The following is a 14,105-nucleotide window of genomic DNA, read 5'->3' as shown; positions in this document are numbered from 1 at the left end:
GGACCGGTTTTCGTAAGGCTCATGTCAGAAGATTACGAACCAAAGCGAACAGACTTGCATGCGTCCGGGCAGAGTGCGGACGCAGAGCGTCCTGCTGCGGAAGATCCGCTGCTCGAACTGGCTCGCATTGTCCAGAAAAACAAGCAATCGGGGGCAGATGTGAGTAGTGGTCGTGTTGGTAGTACCGACTATTTTGCAGGATTGAACGAATTCGCCGAGGAACCACAGGAAGAGGTGCCGACGCCCCAGTCCTCAGGCCGCATTGAGCCCTCCTTCGTGGCTGTACAGCCAGTTGCAGACAATCAGAACCAAGGCGGCGAACAATCACTGCCAGAAGAACCGCTAGGCGCAGCTTCTGTTTCGCAGGTCGCAGCGCCCGAGCCTGTTGTCTTTTCACCAGCACAACAGCCGCCGATTGACGCTGCTCCTTCGGGCCATGTTTCTTCCTTGTGGCCCAAAGTTCCTGAAACTGAACCATCTGAAGAAGTGGCGCCGGTCATTCCGGCGCAAGAAAGAACGGCCCCCGTTCAGCCGAGTGTGGTCGAACCTCAAACGCCGACTTTCGAGCAGCCCTCAACCCATTCGCTGGGATCTCAGGAATCAGAGACGCAAGCACCTTTGACGTCCTCCGTGGCATTGGATTTGGAACAAAATCTGACCGCGGAACTTGAAGACGAACTAATCGGTGCGCTCCGACAATCCGTTGATGATACCCCGGAGCCTTTTGCTTCGGCAGCCACCGGTTATCCAGCAGCGACCGAAGCAATCGAGCCCCCTCCGCAAGATGTCGCAGCTCCGGCCGTTGAAGCGATTTCGCAGACCGAAGACGCAGTCAGACCGAGAGTTCGCGATCTCGATTTCGAACAGGCAATCGCAGTTGATCCGGAACCTGCTCCTGCGCCGGAAGTTGAAGTGCAGGCAACACCTGCGGCAGTCAGCCGGCCAAGGGATGATTTTTCTGTCAGGCTGTCTGCGAACCCGGCGAGGGAAGCAGAGCAGAATTTCTCACAGCAAGCGCCAGACTTTGGTGCTGCTGCCGTCAGCACGCAAATTGACGACGATAAGCGTCCACGGATCGACGAAAGCGATCTTTTTGCAGCTCTAAATCCGGTAGAGTCTGAGCCTGCGCCTGTTGTCAGGCCTGCTGGTTCTACGCCACAAGGCGATGCAGAGGGTATTGAGGCGCTGTTTGCAGACCTTGAGTTTCCTGATCCAGCGGAACGTAAGGTGCAATCTGTTGTCGAAGAAGCGCCGAAAGAAACACCGGCTCCGGCCAACGAGACTGCGTCTGCAGCAGATATTGACGATATGACATGGCCGGCGGCTGCCGGATCCGTCCCACGTCTTGAGGATGATGAAACCCCGCCTCCGCCTGAAGGATATGACCTCGACGCAGTTGCAAGGGCCATGCAGGAAAGTGACCCAAGCCTCAGCGGCGAGGGCGTGTTGCCGCCCCATCCGGCAGCAGAAAAGCAGGCCGTCCCTCAAGCGCAAGAACGTTCGCGCCGAGGACTGTTTGTTGCCGGAGGTATTCTCGGTGTTGCGGTTTTGGGAGCAGCCGGCTTTTTCCTGATGGATGGAAGTTCGGTTCAGGTGCCAAGCGGACCACCGCCGATTATCAGCGGATTGCAGGAACCGCTCAAGGTTTACCCGGAACAAAGCCAGGCACCAACCGACAATCAGTCGGCCAAGCTCATCTATGACCGGATTGATGGAACAAGTGAAACTGGCCCAGATCAATTGGTGAGACCTGAAAGCCCGCAACCTGCTGAGTTGCCGCCTGCACCGGCCGGTGCCAATGGAAATGCGGATCTTCTGCCGGGTGCTCCAAAACGAGTTCGGACACTCGTTGTGCGTCCGGATGGTTCAATAATATCCGGTGACGAAGCAGGGGCTCCGCCGGTCGCCGCGCCAGAACCGTCAGTTGCCGCGGTTGAGCAGCCCGTGGTTCCCGAGCCCGCAGCACCAACACCTGCGCCAGCTGCGCCTTCGGTTACCGCCAACAGTGAAACTCCGAGGGTTGTTTCAACAACACCCGTAGTTCCTGAATCTGTCCCTGACACCCCGGTTGCAGCTGTGCCATCGCCGGCTCAAGCCACCCAGACGGAGACGCCGGATGCTGCGGCACCAGCCACACCTGCAATTGTTGCAGGAAGTGAAACGCCAGCGGTGAGCGAACCCGCACAGCCTGTCCCAACCGTATTGCCGCGCAAGAAACCGGCAGCGCCCGTTCAAGTGGCGAGCGCACCTGCTGCAGCAACGACGCCTGCGCCAGCCAGTCAAAACGATGGGCCGCTTAATCTGGGTCAGCAAAACGCAGCGGCACCAGCACCTGCAGCGACCACCCCAGCAGCTGCACCGGCAACAACTAATTCTGGGAGCATTCCAGCCGGTACGTACATTGTTCAGGTGACGTCACAACGTTCTGAGCAAGCTGCCAGCAACGCCTATTCCGGCTTGCAACGGCAGTACCCGAGCATCCTTGGAAACCGCAATGCAGTGATTGTGTCTGCAAATGTCCAGGACCGTGGAGTTTTCTACCGCGCTCGTATCCCCACAGGCTCCCGTGAAGAAGCGATTTCACTCTGTGAAAGCCTCAAGGGCGCTGGCGGTGACTGCTTCGTACGCAGGCAATAGAACAAGCCAGAGTTTGAACGATGACGATCGGAATGAAGGCCGGGCATAAACCCGGCCTTCATTCTGCGGCAACAACCGCTGTTTCGTAATTGGTTCCTTCTAGCCGGCAGGCCATGGAGTTGTAGACCGTTGCAATTGCATCAATCGCCCGGCGAACAGCCGGCTCACGGCGCAGATCACGATGCACAATGATATGCTCAGGGTTCGTTAGTTCTGGAATCGGCTTTGTAAGCCGGACAAGATCTTGATGGTCATCGCCCATAAATACTGGCAACAAAGACAATCCAGCCCCGGCAACAGTCATGTTCAACAGAGTTGTCATGGTGTTGGTCCGAAGTAGCGGCGGTGTCGTGAGGCGTTCCTCTAACCACCGAACATGCGTCGGGTACCAAAGATCGTCGGGCGTGAAACCAAGCCAGGAGCAGGATGCATAGGCCACCGGATCAAGGGCTGACGGATTATTTGCAACAAAGGACTTGGATCCATAAACCGCATAGGCAAGTTCACCGACCTTTCGAGCGATCAGTGTATCGGTTTGAGGAAGACAATTGCGGATCTGAAGTTCAATGCTTCGGCTTTGATGGTTGACGGACTGGTGGCTTGAAATCAGTTCAAGTTCCACACCGTCGAGCATAGCAGTGAGTTCACCAAAACTGTCTGTGAGCACGCGAGCGCGAACTTCGTCAACGGCCACCCGCACAACTTTGAGAGCTGAACCCGACAAGTCGGGCAAAATACGGCATGCGGCCTCAGCTTTCTTCCTCATATCCTCGGCAAGCGGTATCAGTCGCAACCCGGCTTCTGTAGGTTTAAGGCCTGTCGGTGTTCTGTCAAAAAGGCGCGCGCCCACTCTGTCCTCAAAGCCCTTGAGCCTGCGACTCAATTGAGGCTGACTGATATCGAGCGCTTTGGCCGCACCTGACAAGGACCGCATTCGCGCTGCGGCATCAACGAGTTTAAGGTCATCCCAATTCATGAAATGAGTATACAGTTTCGCAGAGCAGGCATCAACGCGATGCATATTTGAATACCCGTCATGGCTATTTGGCACCTGACATTTTGCAGATGCATCTCTTATGTAACTTTGAAGAAGCTCAGGATTGATAACGGTGCACACAGCCTACCGAAGAGAACAGCATACGGGATTGGCATTTGTATTGGCCATTGCCGGCATGTCTGCCTTTACGCCGATTTTTGCCGCAGGAAAGATCGCAGATGGCCTGCTTCCGGTGATTGTTCTGGTCTGGCTACGTTACCTTGGCGGAGCCATGACCATCGTGGGTGTGTCGGTTGTAAAGCGGGTGTCGCTCACTGGCGGTTTAAGCCCATTGTGGAAACTGCATGTGTTGCGTGCTTGTTGCGGTATCGGCGGGTTGGGTTGTTCAATTTATGCCGCCAGTGTCCTGCCTTTGGCTGACGCGACGGCGATCGGTCTGACCAAAGGTATCATCGCAATCGGGTTGGCTGGCCTGATTCTGAAGGAAATCGTTACCGGAAGACACTGGATTGCCGGTGCACTCTGTGCCCTGGGGGCTTTGCTTGTGGTTCGCTCCACGGAAGCGACTGGCACGTATGACGGTCTTGCACTCGCTGGTGTTGGAGCCGCCTTGTTGGGGGCGGTGTTCATGGCCCTGGAGACACTCATTATCCGCTTTATTTCTCAACGTGAGAACACGGTAACAATCTTGGCCTACGTCAACGTACTCGCTGCGTGCGTTCTGACTGGTCCAGTTGTCTGGCTGATTATGTACGAGGAAATTTCCCTGGCATCTCTCATGCTTTTCGCCTGGATGGGGCCCCTTGCGATCATTGGTCAGTCTCTGAATGTTTCTGCCTACAGGCGCGCTGGGGCGGCGACGTTGGCGCCGATCTACTATGGAACAGTTCTGTTGTCCGCATTGTTCGGTTTCGCGGTCTGGGGCGAGATACCAACACCAATTGCAGCACTTGGCGCGTTGTTGATCATATTTGGCGGCGCAATCTTGACGCTGCCGCATTCATTTACAATCAAACGCGGTGGGTAGTCATGTGACGCAATCGAAGTTCGCTAGTCCAGCAGACTGTCTACCAGGAACGGCAAGCTTTCATCCAAACGGTAGTCAATGGACGAATGGGTATCGTTGAATTCATGATAGGCGTGCTCAATGCCGGCAGCTTCGAGCTTTCTGTGAAAGCGGCGGGCCCCATAGACGAGATTGTATTGGTCGATATCTCCACACTCGACCCAAAGACCCTTCATTGACTTTAGAGCATCGGCGTAATCGTCAACGATGTGGACAGGGTCCCATTTAAGCCAAGCGTTCCATCTTTCCTCGATGATTTCACACGTTTCAAGGTCGACCGGTAGCCTAATGCCACAAAAGACTTCTGGATCTGGATCTGGATCATAGGTAGCGGCCATCGCAAACGTCATCAGGTCATGAAGGGCGTTTCCTGGAAATTTTGGCCCTTTTTCGAAGTTCCTGACGAATGCTTCAATCGAACCAGCTTTTGCGATTGCGCGAAGCGCGCTCGGCATTTCGGGCAGGTAGCAAAGCTCGAATGCCATATCGCCCGAATGACAGGCCGCAGCTGACCAGACATCCGGATACTTCATTGCGTGAATGATTGCGCCATAGCCGCCGGAAGATTTTCCGAAAAGGCCGCGTTTTCCTTTACCTCCGCAGTGAAAGCGGTTTTCAACTTCTTCCAGCATCTCTGTCGTTAGCCACGTGCCCCAAGGTCCCATGACTGAACTGTCGATATACTGGTTGCCTCCAAGGCGCGTAAAACAGTCTGGAAAGGCCACGACAACTGGCTTGAGGGCACCGTCGAAAATCAGTCTGTCTAAGCGTTCGGGAACGTTTTCTCCGAAGTTCTTCCAGTTGACATGTGCAGGGCCACCCGCAGTGAAGCCGACGATATCCACCAAAAGCGGCAGGCCGTCCCCGTCATGTCCGTGCGGCGTATAGACAATGATGTCTCGCGTTGCGGTATCGCCAAGCCGGTTGCTGCCAAGAATTTCAGATCTATGGGAAATCCGGTGCAGCTGGCCGGCCGGAATATCAAGTCGCGCGCGCATGCGGGGCTCCAATCTTGGCGGTGTGGGTTGGGACAGTTTGCAAGTTCGCCGATCAGGTGCAAGAGCAACTAACAGCCTTTCTTGACGGACTTGAGGTGGACCGCTAATCCGGTTCCATGACCAAAGCCTTTGTTTCCGGCTGTTCCGGGCCGACGCTCACACCAGATGAAACGTCTTTCTTCAGGAAAGAAAACCCCTGGGGATTGATATTATTCGCCCGAAACATTGAAACGCCGGATCAAGTGCGCGCTTTGACGTCAGCATTCAGAGAAGCAACGGGCAGAAAAACGGCACCGGTTCTTATCGATCAGGAAGGTGGTCGCGTCCAGCGCATGAAGCCTCCGCACTGGCCGAAATATCCAGCCCCCAAACTTTTCGGCGACTTGTTTGAGACCAACGAAAAGGCGGCTACAAGAGCGGCTTGGCTTGGAGCAAGGCTGATCGCTTATGATCTTGAGGCTGTCGGCATTACGATCGGTTGTTTACCGTGCCTCGATATTCGTTTTCCTGAGACCGTTGACGCGATCGGTGATCGGGCAATTTCAGGAGATCCCGAAATTGTCGCCAAACTTGGAAACGAGATGGTCAAGGGTGCTGTCGCGGGAGGTATTCTCCCCGTCATAAAACACATACCTGGCCACGGCAGGGCACAGGTTGACAGTCATTTTGAGCTTCCAAGGGTCTCAGCAAGCAAATCAGCGTTGGAAAGCGTGGATTTTCGCCCGTTTAAGACACTTTCCCACGTGTCATTGGGGATGACAGCTCATATTGTATACGAAGGCATCGATGCCGCGAAAGCGGGAACCCAGAGTGCAGCGGTTATTCAGGATGTCATCCGTAAAGAGCTTGGCTTCAATGGGTGTTTGATGAGCGACGACCTATCGATGAAAGCACTTGGCGGTGACTATGAAAGCCGGTCACGGAAGGTCATTGAAGCAGGCTGTGACATCGTTCTTCATTGCAATGGAGACATGGATGAGATGCTTGCTGTGGCCAAGGCGGTTCCCGAGCTGAAAGGCGATGCCCGGGCCCGGTGCGAAACAGCATTGAATGGCTTGAAAGCTCCGGAACCCGGATTTGATCGGGACGAAGCCTTGAACGAGTTTTTGGAACTGACCGGCCGGCAGGCCGTTTGACCGGAGCGGGAATGGCGGAATTGGAAACCACGGAAAAGATCGCCGATGATGGATCTTTTGATCTTCTGAGTTCGGTCCATTCCGCCGAGGAGAGAGCCTCGTCCGATCCGCAGTTGGTTGTGGATGTCGAAGGCTTTGAGGGGCCACTCGATTTGCTGCTGGGTCTGGCGCGAACCCAAAAAGTGGATCTGGCCCGTATTTCGATCCTTGAACTTGTCGAGCAATATCTTGAATTTGTTGCCGAAGCGCGCCGGATGCGTCTTGAACTGGCAGCGGACTATCTTGTCATGGCTGCTTGGTTGGCGTTCCTCAAATCCAAATTGTTGTTACCGGAACAGCGAGATGAAGACGAGCCGACTGGCGAAGAGCTTGCTGCTGCTCTCGCCTTTAGGCTACGCCGGCTTGAAGCCATGCGCGAAGTTTCCGAAAAGCTCATGATACGCAGCCGTCAGGGGCGAGAGGTGTTTCATCGTGGTGAACCAGAGACAATGTCGGTTCAGCACAACAGCATCTGGGAAGCATCGGTTTATGATCTCCTGTCAGCTTACGCGACCCAGAGACAACGGCAGTCCGTCACGTCTGTCAGGGTTTTACGGCGTACCGTCTGGTCATTGCAGGAAGCCAGAGAGTTGCTGACCAAGCTGGTCGGCAGAATTAGCGAGTGGGCGCCGTTGAACGGTTACCTGCGTGAATATCTTTACGACAACAAGGATTGGGCGACGATTGTTGCCAGCACATTCTCCGCCAGCCTTGAAATGGTGCGCGAAGGGCAAGTAGAGATCCGCCAGGGAGAACCATTTTCGCCTGTCTATATCCGCTCGGTCACCAAGGAGCCCGAGCATGGCAGCTGAAACAGATCGTCTGGATCTGGAACCCTTGGAGCAAAAGGGGAAGGGGACAACGGTAGATCTTGCGGGCCTTCGCATGATCGAGGCACTGCTGTTTGCCTCATCGGAACCATTGTCGCTGGAGGAGTTGACGCTCCGGTTGCCGGAAGGGTCTGACGTTTTGTCCTTGTTGGAAGACCTTCAGCAGACCTACGCACCTCGCGGCGTGAATCTGGTTCGTGTGGCGGGAAAGTGGTGTTTCAGAACTGCAGAGGATCTTGCCTATCTGATGCATCGAAACGTCGAGGAACAACGCAAGCTTTCGCGCGCTGCGTTGGAAACGCTCGCTATCATTGCCTATCACCAACCGGTCACGCGGGCAGAAATCGAAGAAATTCGGGGAGTGTCTACCTCGAAGGGTACTCTTGACGTGCTTCTTGAAACCACCTGGATCCGTATGCGCGGCCGCCGTCGTACACCCGGCAGGCCTGTGACATATGGCACCACTGAACAATTCCTGGTTCACTTCGGCCTAGAGAATGTCAAGGATCTACCCGGACTTGAAGAACTCAAAGGGGCCGGACTTCTTGACAGCGCGGTCCCCGCGTCGTTCATGGTGCCAACACCAAATGATGATGCGGCATTGACAGAGGATGAGGATCCTCTTGAAGACGGTTCGCTCTTTGATGGAGATACGGACGAAACCGCCGAAACCTGATGTCTCGACAAGATCCAACCCTATTTGAAAATGGCCGTCCACGGAATTGGGGCGCGCCGGGAACGGCCGGTGCGACGATCGCAGCCGGTCTCGTATTTGAAAACGTGTCTCACGACTATGACGGTGTTGTTTCAGTGAGAGACATGAACCTGTCGATAGCTCCAGGGGAAATTCTGTGTTTGCTCGGCCACTCAGGCTGCGGCAAAACCACATTGATGCGTATTGCGGCCGGCGTTGAACGTCAAAGCCATGGCAAGGTGCTCATCAACGGACATGAAATTGCAGGCGACACTGCGTTCCTCCCTCCGGAAAAACGCGGTGTCGGCTTGATGTTCCAGGATTATGCGCTCTTTCCGCATATGAGCATTCTCGCCAATGTCATGTTCGGCTTGACACAGTTGCCAAAATCCGAGGCCAAGACTGCTGCACTAAGTGCACTGGGTCGCGTCGGTCTCGCCGACTATGCAGAAGACTATCCGCACGCCTTGTCTGGCGGTGAACAACAACGTGTTGCTCTTGCAAGAGCGCTTGTCCCGCGCCCGGGCATTTTGCTTATGGATGAGCCATTTTCAGGTCTCGACAAGCGACTGAGAGATAGTGTTCGCGATGAAACCCTGGCGGTTATCCGGGAAACGCGGGCAACATGCATCATCGTCACCCATGACCCGGAAGAGGCCATGCGCATGGGAGACAAGATTGCCTTGATGCGACAAGGACGGCTGATTCAGCACGGCACGGCAGCCGAGCTTTATAACAGTCCTGCCGATCTCTTTTCGGCTCGGTTCTTTTCTGAATTGAACCAGCTACAGGGGCGCGTCACATCATCTGGTGTTGAAACACCGCTTGGGGTCTTGCCGTCTGAAGAACTTGAAACAGGGCAGCAAGTCGATGTTTGCGTGAGGCCACAGGGGGTCATCCTGAACACGGCTGGACTGTGCGGAGTTCCAGGACGCATCCGCTCAAAACGATTCGTCGGAGAGGTGGATTTGCTGTCCGTCGTTGTCGAAGGCATCGACCAACCACTTCAGGCGCGTGTGCGCGCTGGCAGTAAATGGGAGATGGGAATGGACGTGGCAGTAACCACTGATCCGAAAGACGTGCTTGTTTTTCCTCGGCCTGCGCCCCAAGTCTAGGGAATGAGGATCCGATTAATCATTGTGTCTAAGTGCATTAAATGATCATGTCGGACATGTTGCAGGGAGGTGGCCCTTTTTGTAAGAAGGGCCTAAGGGCTTTAAAGCCGATTATCAGGAGTTTGGCGTATGGGCATTAGTATTTGGCAGATCTTGATCATAGCAGTGGTCGTGGTTCTGCTGTTCGGACGTGGCAAGATTTCCGAACTCATGGGCGATGTTGCCAAAGGCATCAAGAGCTTCAAAAAAGGCATGGCAGAAGACGACACAGCCGATGCCCCGAAGACCATCGACCATCAGAACAGCGAAGCGGCCCCAACGGCCAAAGCTGAAGATCAGACAAAAGCGAGCTGATCTTAATCTGCATCGCGTCTCCTTAAGGGACGAGACATCTCATGTTCGATATCGGCTGGACCGAACTCTTGGTGATTGCCAGCGTGGCAATCATCGTTGTGGGGCCAAAAGACCTGCCGCGCATGCTGCGCACGCTCGGGCAGACGATGGGCAAAATGCGTCGTATGTCACGCGAATTTCAGTCCACGTTCAATGAAGCGCTGCGAGAGGCTGAGCAACAGGCCGATATAGCGGACATGAAGAAACAGGTCGAAGACGCTGCCAACTTCAACCCGTTGGGCGACCTGAAGAAATCCATCGAAGAAGATGTTGCTCAGGCAACTGGCAAGTCCAAGGCGGAAGCGCCCGCGAAAAAGCCTGAGAGCGAAATGCCGAAGGCCGAAGTGAAAACACCGGCCGCACCTGCAGAGGTAACCAGCGATTCGCCGGCGGCCGAAGCGACCGCGCAGTCGGACAGCAAGCCCGCGACGGAAGATGTGAAGGCATGAGCCAGGAAGATATCGACTCCTCAAAAGCGCCCCTGATCGAGCATCTTATCGAACTGCGTCAACGCTTGATGTGGTCGATCGCCGCCATTCTCGTGATGTTTGTCGTTTGCTTTTATTTTGCGACAGACATCTACAACATCCTCACCATTCCATATATCCGGGCCGCTGGTGAAGGGCATCCGGTGGAGATGATTTTCACCGCGCCTCAGGAATGGTTCTTCACGCAATTGAAGCTGGCGCTTTTCGGCGCCTTGTTTCTGGCATTTCCCGTTGTTGCCAGTCAGATCTACATGTTTGTGGCGCCAGGCCTTTACAAGAACGAACGCGGCGCGTTTCTGCCGTTCCTGATCGCGACACCAATTCTGTTTCTGATCGGTGCCTGTTTGGTCTATTTCCTCATCATGCCGATGGCGATGGGCTTTTTCCTCTCCCAGGAGCAACTGGCACGAGAGGGACAGGTTGCCATTCAGCACCTTGCCAAGGTCAGTGAGTATCTTGGTCTGATCATGATCTTGATCTTTGCGTTTGGCCTTGTCTTTCAGTTGCCGGTGGTTCTGACGCTGCTTGGTAGGGCGGGGCTGGTGTCTTCTGCTTCGCTGAAGACGAAGCGCAAATACGCGATAGTTGGTGCGTTCGCCGCCGCGGCAATTTTGACGCCTCCGGACCCGATCTCGCAGATCGGTCTTGCGCTGCCAACGTTGCTTCTCTACGAAGTCTCCATTCTGTCAGTTAGGCTTGTGGAGAAACAGCGCGCTCAGCGTGAGGCGGAACGAGAAGCGGAAACCGCCTAATCTTCGTTCCCGACATCCAGACCTTTCCGACGGAATGAATGTACAACGACCGTCGTTCGGAAAGTGAAGATGTTTGATATCAAGTGGATCAGGGAAAACGCAGACGCATTCGACAAGGCTTTGGCAAAACGGGGTTACGAGGCCTCCTCCGCCAAGCTGATCGCGCTGGATGATTCCCGCCGTTCCCATATCACGAAGCTTCAGGAAGCCCAGGAACGACGCAACGCCGCGTCGAAGGAGATCGGTAAGGCCAAAGGCTCTGGTGATGAAGCCAGGGCCCAAGAGCTGATCGACGAAGTGGCGCAGATCAAAGCGTTCATTCAGTCTGGTGAAGAAGAAGAGCGGACACTTGTCGGCAATCTGGAAGCTGCCATGGCGGTTATTCCAAATCTGCCGTATGAAGATGTGCCTGTTGGTTCAGACGAGAACGAAAACGTTCTTCTGAAAACCCATGGTGAGCGCCCAACCTTTACCTTCAACGAAGCGCCGAAAGAGCATTACGAACTTGGCGAGGCTCTCGGCGATATGGATTTCGCGAGGGCTGCGAAACTCTCTGGCTCTCGCTTTGTGGTGTTAAAGGGACAGATTGCGCGGCTGGAGCGGGCTCTCGGTCAATTCATGATCGATCTGCACACACAAGAAAACGGCTACATGGAAGTGTCCCCGCCGCTCCTCGTCAATGCAGACCCTCTCTATGGAACCGGCCAGCTTCCGAAGTTTGAAGAAGATCTCTTCAAGTCGACCACGGATCACTATCTGATCCCGACAGCAGAGGTGCCGCTTACGAACCTTGTTGCAGGTGAGATCCTGAGCGATGAACAGCTGCCTTTACGTGTTACCGCGCTCACCTATTGCTTCCGCTCGGAAGCCGGTTCGGCAGGACGCGATACAAGAGGCATGCTCAGGCAGCACCAGTTCCTGAAATGTGAACTGGTATCTGTCACCCGGCCTGAAGAGTCTCTGGATGAGCTGGACAGGATGCTTGGCTGTGCAGAACTGATTTTGCAAAAACTCGGTCTGCACTACCGCGTCATGACCTTGTGTACGGGAGACATGGGCTTCGGTGCCCGGAAAACCTACGATATCGAGGTTTGGCTTCCGGGCCAGGATGCCTATCGTGAAATCTCTTCCTGTTCGGTCTGTGGGGACTTTCAGGCGCGCCGTATGAACGCAAGGTATCGCCCAGCCGATTCCAAACAGCCTCTTCATGTCCATACACTGAACGGGTCAGGAATTGCTGTCGGGCGCGCGCTGATTGCGGTGCTTGAAAACTACCAGAACGGCGACGGTTCCATCACGGTTCCTGAAGTGTTGCGTCCTTATATGGGAGGCCTTGAGAAGCTCGGCTAACGGCGGGCATGCACCGGAGCGCCAGGCCCCGGTGCATGAAGGCTTCATTTCTGGTCGGCATTCGTGAGGTGCCGCCGGAAGAGGTTGGCCGCCGTCAAATCAGACAATAATGGAGTAGGGCGAAAATGCGGATTTTGATCACCAACGATGACGGTATTCTGTCGGAAGGCCTGACGTCGCTTGAACGGATTGCCAGGTCCTTGTCCGACGATGTCTGGGTGATCGCGCCGGAAACAGATCAAAGCGGCGTTGCCCATTCGCTTACGCTCAATGATCCGCTGCGGCTTCGCCAACTTGATGATCGTCGCTTTGCGCTCAAAGGAACGCCGACTGATTGTGTGATAATGGGCGTTCGTCAGGTTCTGCCGGAAGCACCGGACCTTGTGCTTTCCGGTATCAACAGGGGGCAGAACCTTGCCGAGGACGTGACCTACTCAGGAACTGTTGCAGGCGCAATGGAAGCTGCCATCTTGGGCATTCGCTCAATTGCCGTTTCGCAGGCTTATGATTGGGGCTTTGCTTCCCAAATTTCTTATGCACCGGCGGAAGCCCATGCGCCGGCTTTGTTCAGAAGGCTGATCGATTTTGATCTACCGCCATATTCGCTCCTCAACGTCAATTTTCCGTCTTGCGACGCGGAAGCGGTCAAGGGTGTAAAGGTGACCGTACAAGGACATCATGAACAGAGCGGGCTTTCGATAGATGCGCGTACAGATACACGCGGTGCGCCATACTACTGGTTACGGTTTCAGGACAGGGGCAACTCGGTTCTTGATAATTCGGACCTGCAGGCAATTGCAGATGGATATGTTTCCGTTTCACCGTTACGCATAGATCTGACAGCCCACGACTTGGTGAGTCGCCTGGCTGGAGCACTTCAATAATCCCGTATCGGGGAGCAATGCATGGCCGGACATCCGACCGGCGGAGAAGCAACGTCAGGATCCAAAGCACTCCCGGACGAGTCAGAGGCTCGCGCGGCGCTGGTTCTCGCTTTGAGACGGCGTGGGATCGGAGCCACAAACGTACTTGCTGCAATAGAAAGAGTGCCGCGCCGTTTGTTTCTCTCAGCACGGCATCACGGACTTGCCTACGAAGATGCAGCGTTGCCAATAGAATGTGGTCAGACCGTTTCCGCACCTTCATTGGTTGCCTTGACCATGCAGGCTCTCGACCTTTCAAACGAGCATGCGGTCCTGGAAATTGGTACTGGCTCTGGATATCAGGCTGCGATCCTGGCACATCTGGTTGGCCGGGTTGAGACTCTGGATCGCTTTTCAACGCTGACCGACCTTGCAACACGCCGCTTCGCGGCCTTGAAACTTGCAAACGTCAATGCGCGTCAGGAAGACGGTTTTGAAGGGCTTCAGAAACAGGGACCTTTTGATCGCATTGTGGTCAATGCTGCAATCGAAGCCGTGCCGGATCCCTGGATACAGCAGTTAAAACCTGGCGGTCTTTTGATTGCGCCTGTCGGTCAGGCAAAGCAGCCTCAGCCTTTGATCAGGTTCCAGAAGACAGACAATGTCATGACGGCTGAGACACTCACCACAGTTCGCACAGTGATGTTGCAGCGTGGCTTGGCCAAGAAGCTGTAAGAGTATGGAATC

At 54.9% G+C, this 14,105-nt stretch carries 14 protein-coding genes; 12 read left to right on the top strand and 2 right to left on the bottom strand.

Annotation, left to right across the window (positions count from 1 at the left end; translation table 11 throughout):
* Window positions 1–21 precede the first annotated feature (21 nt).
* Window positions 22–2,637, top strand: coding sequence for an SPOR domain-containing protein (locus FIV00_RS17030; RefSeq protein WP_152501866.1), 2,616 nt, complete (start codon window positions 22–24; stop codon window positions 2,635–2,637).
* A 58-nt stretch (window positions 2,638–2,695) separates the two neighbouring features.
* Here the strand turns inward: FIV00_RS17030 and FIV00_RS17025 are convergent, their stop codons facing one another.
* Window positions 2,696–3,613, bottom strand: a complete 918-nt coding sequence (locus FIV00_RS17025; protein WP_152501865.1) for a LysR family transcriptional regulator — start codon at window positions 3,611–3,613, stop codon at window positions 2,696–2,698.
* A 133-nt stretch (window positions 3,614–3,746) separates the two neighbouring features.
* Between FIV00_RS17025 and FIV00_RS17020 the strand changes: the two genes are divergently transcribed.
* Window positions 3,747–4,661: a DMT family transporter gene (locus FIV00_RS17020; protein WP_152501864.1), complete on the top strand. Its 915-nt coding sequence runs from the start codon at window positions 3,747–3,749 to the stop codon at window positions 4,659–4,661.
* Window positions 4,662–4,684: 23 nt separating this feature from the next.
* On the opposite strand, the gene FIV00_RS17015 is transcribed toward FIV00_RS17020, so the two are convergent.
* Complete coding sequence (locus tag FIV00_RS17015; protein WP_152501863.1) at window positions 4,685–5,698, bottom strand: alpha/beta hydrolase family protein; 1,014 nt, start codon at window positions 5,696–5,698, stop codon at window positions 4,685–4,687.
* 116 nt (window positions 5,699–5,814) lie between these two features.
* Between FIV00_RS17015 and nagZ the strand changes: the two genes are divergently transcribed.
* The 10 genes from nagZ to FIV00_RS16965 all read left to right on the top strand — a co-directional run bounded on the left by nagZ (window position 5,815) and on the right by FIV00_RS16965 (window position 14,093).
* Window positions 5,815–6,834 (top strand): beta-N-acetylhexosaminidase, encoded by a 1,020-nt coding sequence (gene nagZ, locus FIV00_RS17010; RefSeq protein ID WP_152501862.1) that lies wholly within the window; start codon window positions 5,815–5,817, stop codon window positions 6,832–6,834.
* Between the two features lie 11 nt (window positions 6,835–6,845).
* Entirely contained in the window at window positions 6,846–7,685 is an 840-nt protein-coding gene (locus tag FIV00_RS17005; RefSeq protein ID WP_152501861.1) for a ScpA family protein, read from the top strand.
* Window positions 7,675–8,379 (top strand): SMC-Scp complex subunit ScpB, encoded by a 705-nt coding sequence (gene scpB / locus FIV00_RS17000; protein ID WP_152501860.1) that lies wholly within the window; start codon window positions 7,675–7,677, stop codon window positions 8,377–8,379. The genes FIV00_RS17005 and scpB overlap by 11 nt, the downstream gene beginning before the upstream one ends.
* The gene (locus FIV00_RS16995; protein WP_152501859.1) at window positions 8,379–9,512 is read left to right on the top strand and encodes an ABC transporter ATP-binding protein; all 1,134 of its coding nucleotides are present in this window, start codon (window positions 8,379–8,381) and stop codon (window positions 9,510–9,512) included. The genes scpB and FIV00_RS16995 overlap by 1 nt, the downstream gene beginning before the upstream one ends.
* Window positions 9,513–9,641: 129 nt before the next feature.
* Window positions 9,642–9,866 (top strand): twin-arginine translocase TatA/TatE family subunit, encoded by a 225-nt coding sequence (locus tag FIV00_RS16990; protein WP_152501858.1) that lies wholly within the window; start codon window positions 9,642–9,644, stop codon window positions 9,864–9,866.
* Between the two features lie 41 nt (window positions 9,867–9,907).
* Window positions 9,908–10,354 carry a Sec-independent protein translocase protein TatB gene (tatB, locus tag FIV00_RS16985; RefSeq protein WP_152501857.1) on the top strand — a complete coding sequence of 149 codons (447 nt, stop codon included), beginning with the start codon at window positions 9,908–9,910 and terminating at the stop codon, window positions 10,352–10,354.
* Window positions 10,351–11,145, top strand: coding sequence for a twin-arginine translocase subunit TatC (gene tatC / locus FIV00_RS16980; RefSeq protein ID WP_152501856.1), 795 nt, complete (start codon window positions 10,351–10,353; stop codon window positions 11,143–11,145). The genes tatB and tatC overlap by 4 nt, the downstream gene beginning before the upstream one ends.
* Before the next feature lie 69 nt (window positions 11,146–11,214).
* Window positions 11,215–12,495 (top strand): serine--tRNA ligase, encoded by a 1,281-nt coding sequence (gene serS, locus FIV00_RS16975; RefSeq protein WP_152501855.1) that lies wholly within the window; start codon window positions 11,215–11,217, stop codon window positions 12,493–12,495.
* 125 nt (window positions 12,496–12,620) lie between these two features.
* Window positions 12,621–13,379: a 5'/3'-nucleotidase SurE gene (gene surE, locus FIV00_RS16970; protein ID WP_152501854.1), complete on the top strand. Its 759-nt coding sequence runs from the start codon at window positions 12,621–12,623 to the stop codon at window positions 13,377–13,379.
* A gap of 21 nt (window positions 13,380–13,400) precedes the next feature.
* The gene (locus tag FIV00_RS16965; protein WP_152501853.1) at window positions 13,401–14,093 is read left to right on the top strand and encodes a protein-L-isoaspartate(D-aspartate) O-methyltransferase; all 693 of its coding nucleotides are present in this window, start codon (window positions 13,401–13,403) and stop codon (window positions 14,091–14,093) included.
* The last annotated feature ends 12 nt before the right edge of the window (window positions 14,094–14,105 follow it).

The organism is Labrenzia sp. THAF82 (assembly GCF_009363435.1).
Lineage (GTDB): Bacteria > Pseudomonadota > Alphaproteobacteria > Rhizobiales > Stappiaceae > Roseibium > Roseibium porphyridii.
The sequence above is the reverse complement of the archived record's forward strand: the minus strand, read 5'-3'. Positions and strand labels throughout refer to the sequence as shown.

Coding starts and splice junctions, on each gene's coding strand:
- FIV00_RS17030 (WP_152501866.1), top strand. CDS start 22: ATGTCAGAAGATTACGAACCAAAGCGAACAGACTTGCATGCGTCCGGG.
- FIV00_RS17025 (WP_152501865.1), bottom strand. CDS start 3,613: ATGAATTGGGATGACCTTAAACTCGTTGATGCCGCAGCGCGAATGCGG.
- FIV00_RS17015 (WP_152501863.1), bottom strand. CDS start 5,698: ATGCGCGCGCGACTTGATATTCCGGCCGGCCAGCTGCACCGGATTTCC.
- nagZ (WP_152501862.1), top strand. CDS start 5,815: ATGACCAAAGCCTTTGTTTCCGGCTGTTCCGGGCCGACGCTCACACCA.
- FIV00_RS17005 (WP_152501861.1), top strand. CDS start 6,846: ATGGCGGAATTGGAAACCACGGAAAAGATCGCCGATGATGGATCTTTT.
- scpB (WP_152501860.1), top strand. CDS start 7,675: ATGGCAGCTGAAACAGATCGTCTGGATCTGGAACCCTTGGAGCAAAAG.
- FIV00_RS16995 (WP_152501859.1), top strand. CDS start 8,379: ATGTCTCGACAAGATCCAACCCTATTTGAAAATGGCCGTCCACGGAAT.
- FIV00_RS16990 (WP_152501858.1), top strand. CDS start 9,642: ATGGGCATTAGTATTTGGCAGATCTTGATCATAGCAGTGGTCGTGGTT.
- tatB (WP_152501857.1), top strand. CDS start 9,908: ATGTTCGATATCGGCTGGACCGAACTCTTGGTGATTGCCAGCGTGGCA.
- tatC (WP_152501856.1), top strand. CDS start 10,351: ATGAGCCAGGAAGATATCGACTCCTCAAAAGCGCCCCTGATCGAGCAT.
- serS (WP_152501855.1), top strand. CDS start 11,215: ATGTTTGATATCAAGTGGATCAGGGAAAACGCAGACGCATTCGACAAG.
- surE (WP_152501854.1), top strand. CDS start 12,621: ATGCGGATTTTGATCACCAACGATGACGGTATTCTGTCGGAAGGCCTG.
- FIV00_RS16965 (WP_152501853.1), top strand. CDS start 13,401: ATGGCCGGACATCCGACCGGCGGAGAAGCAACGTCAGGATCCAAAGCA.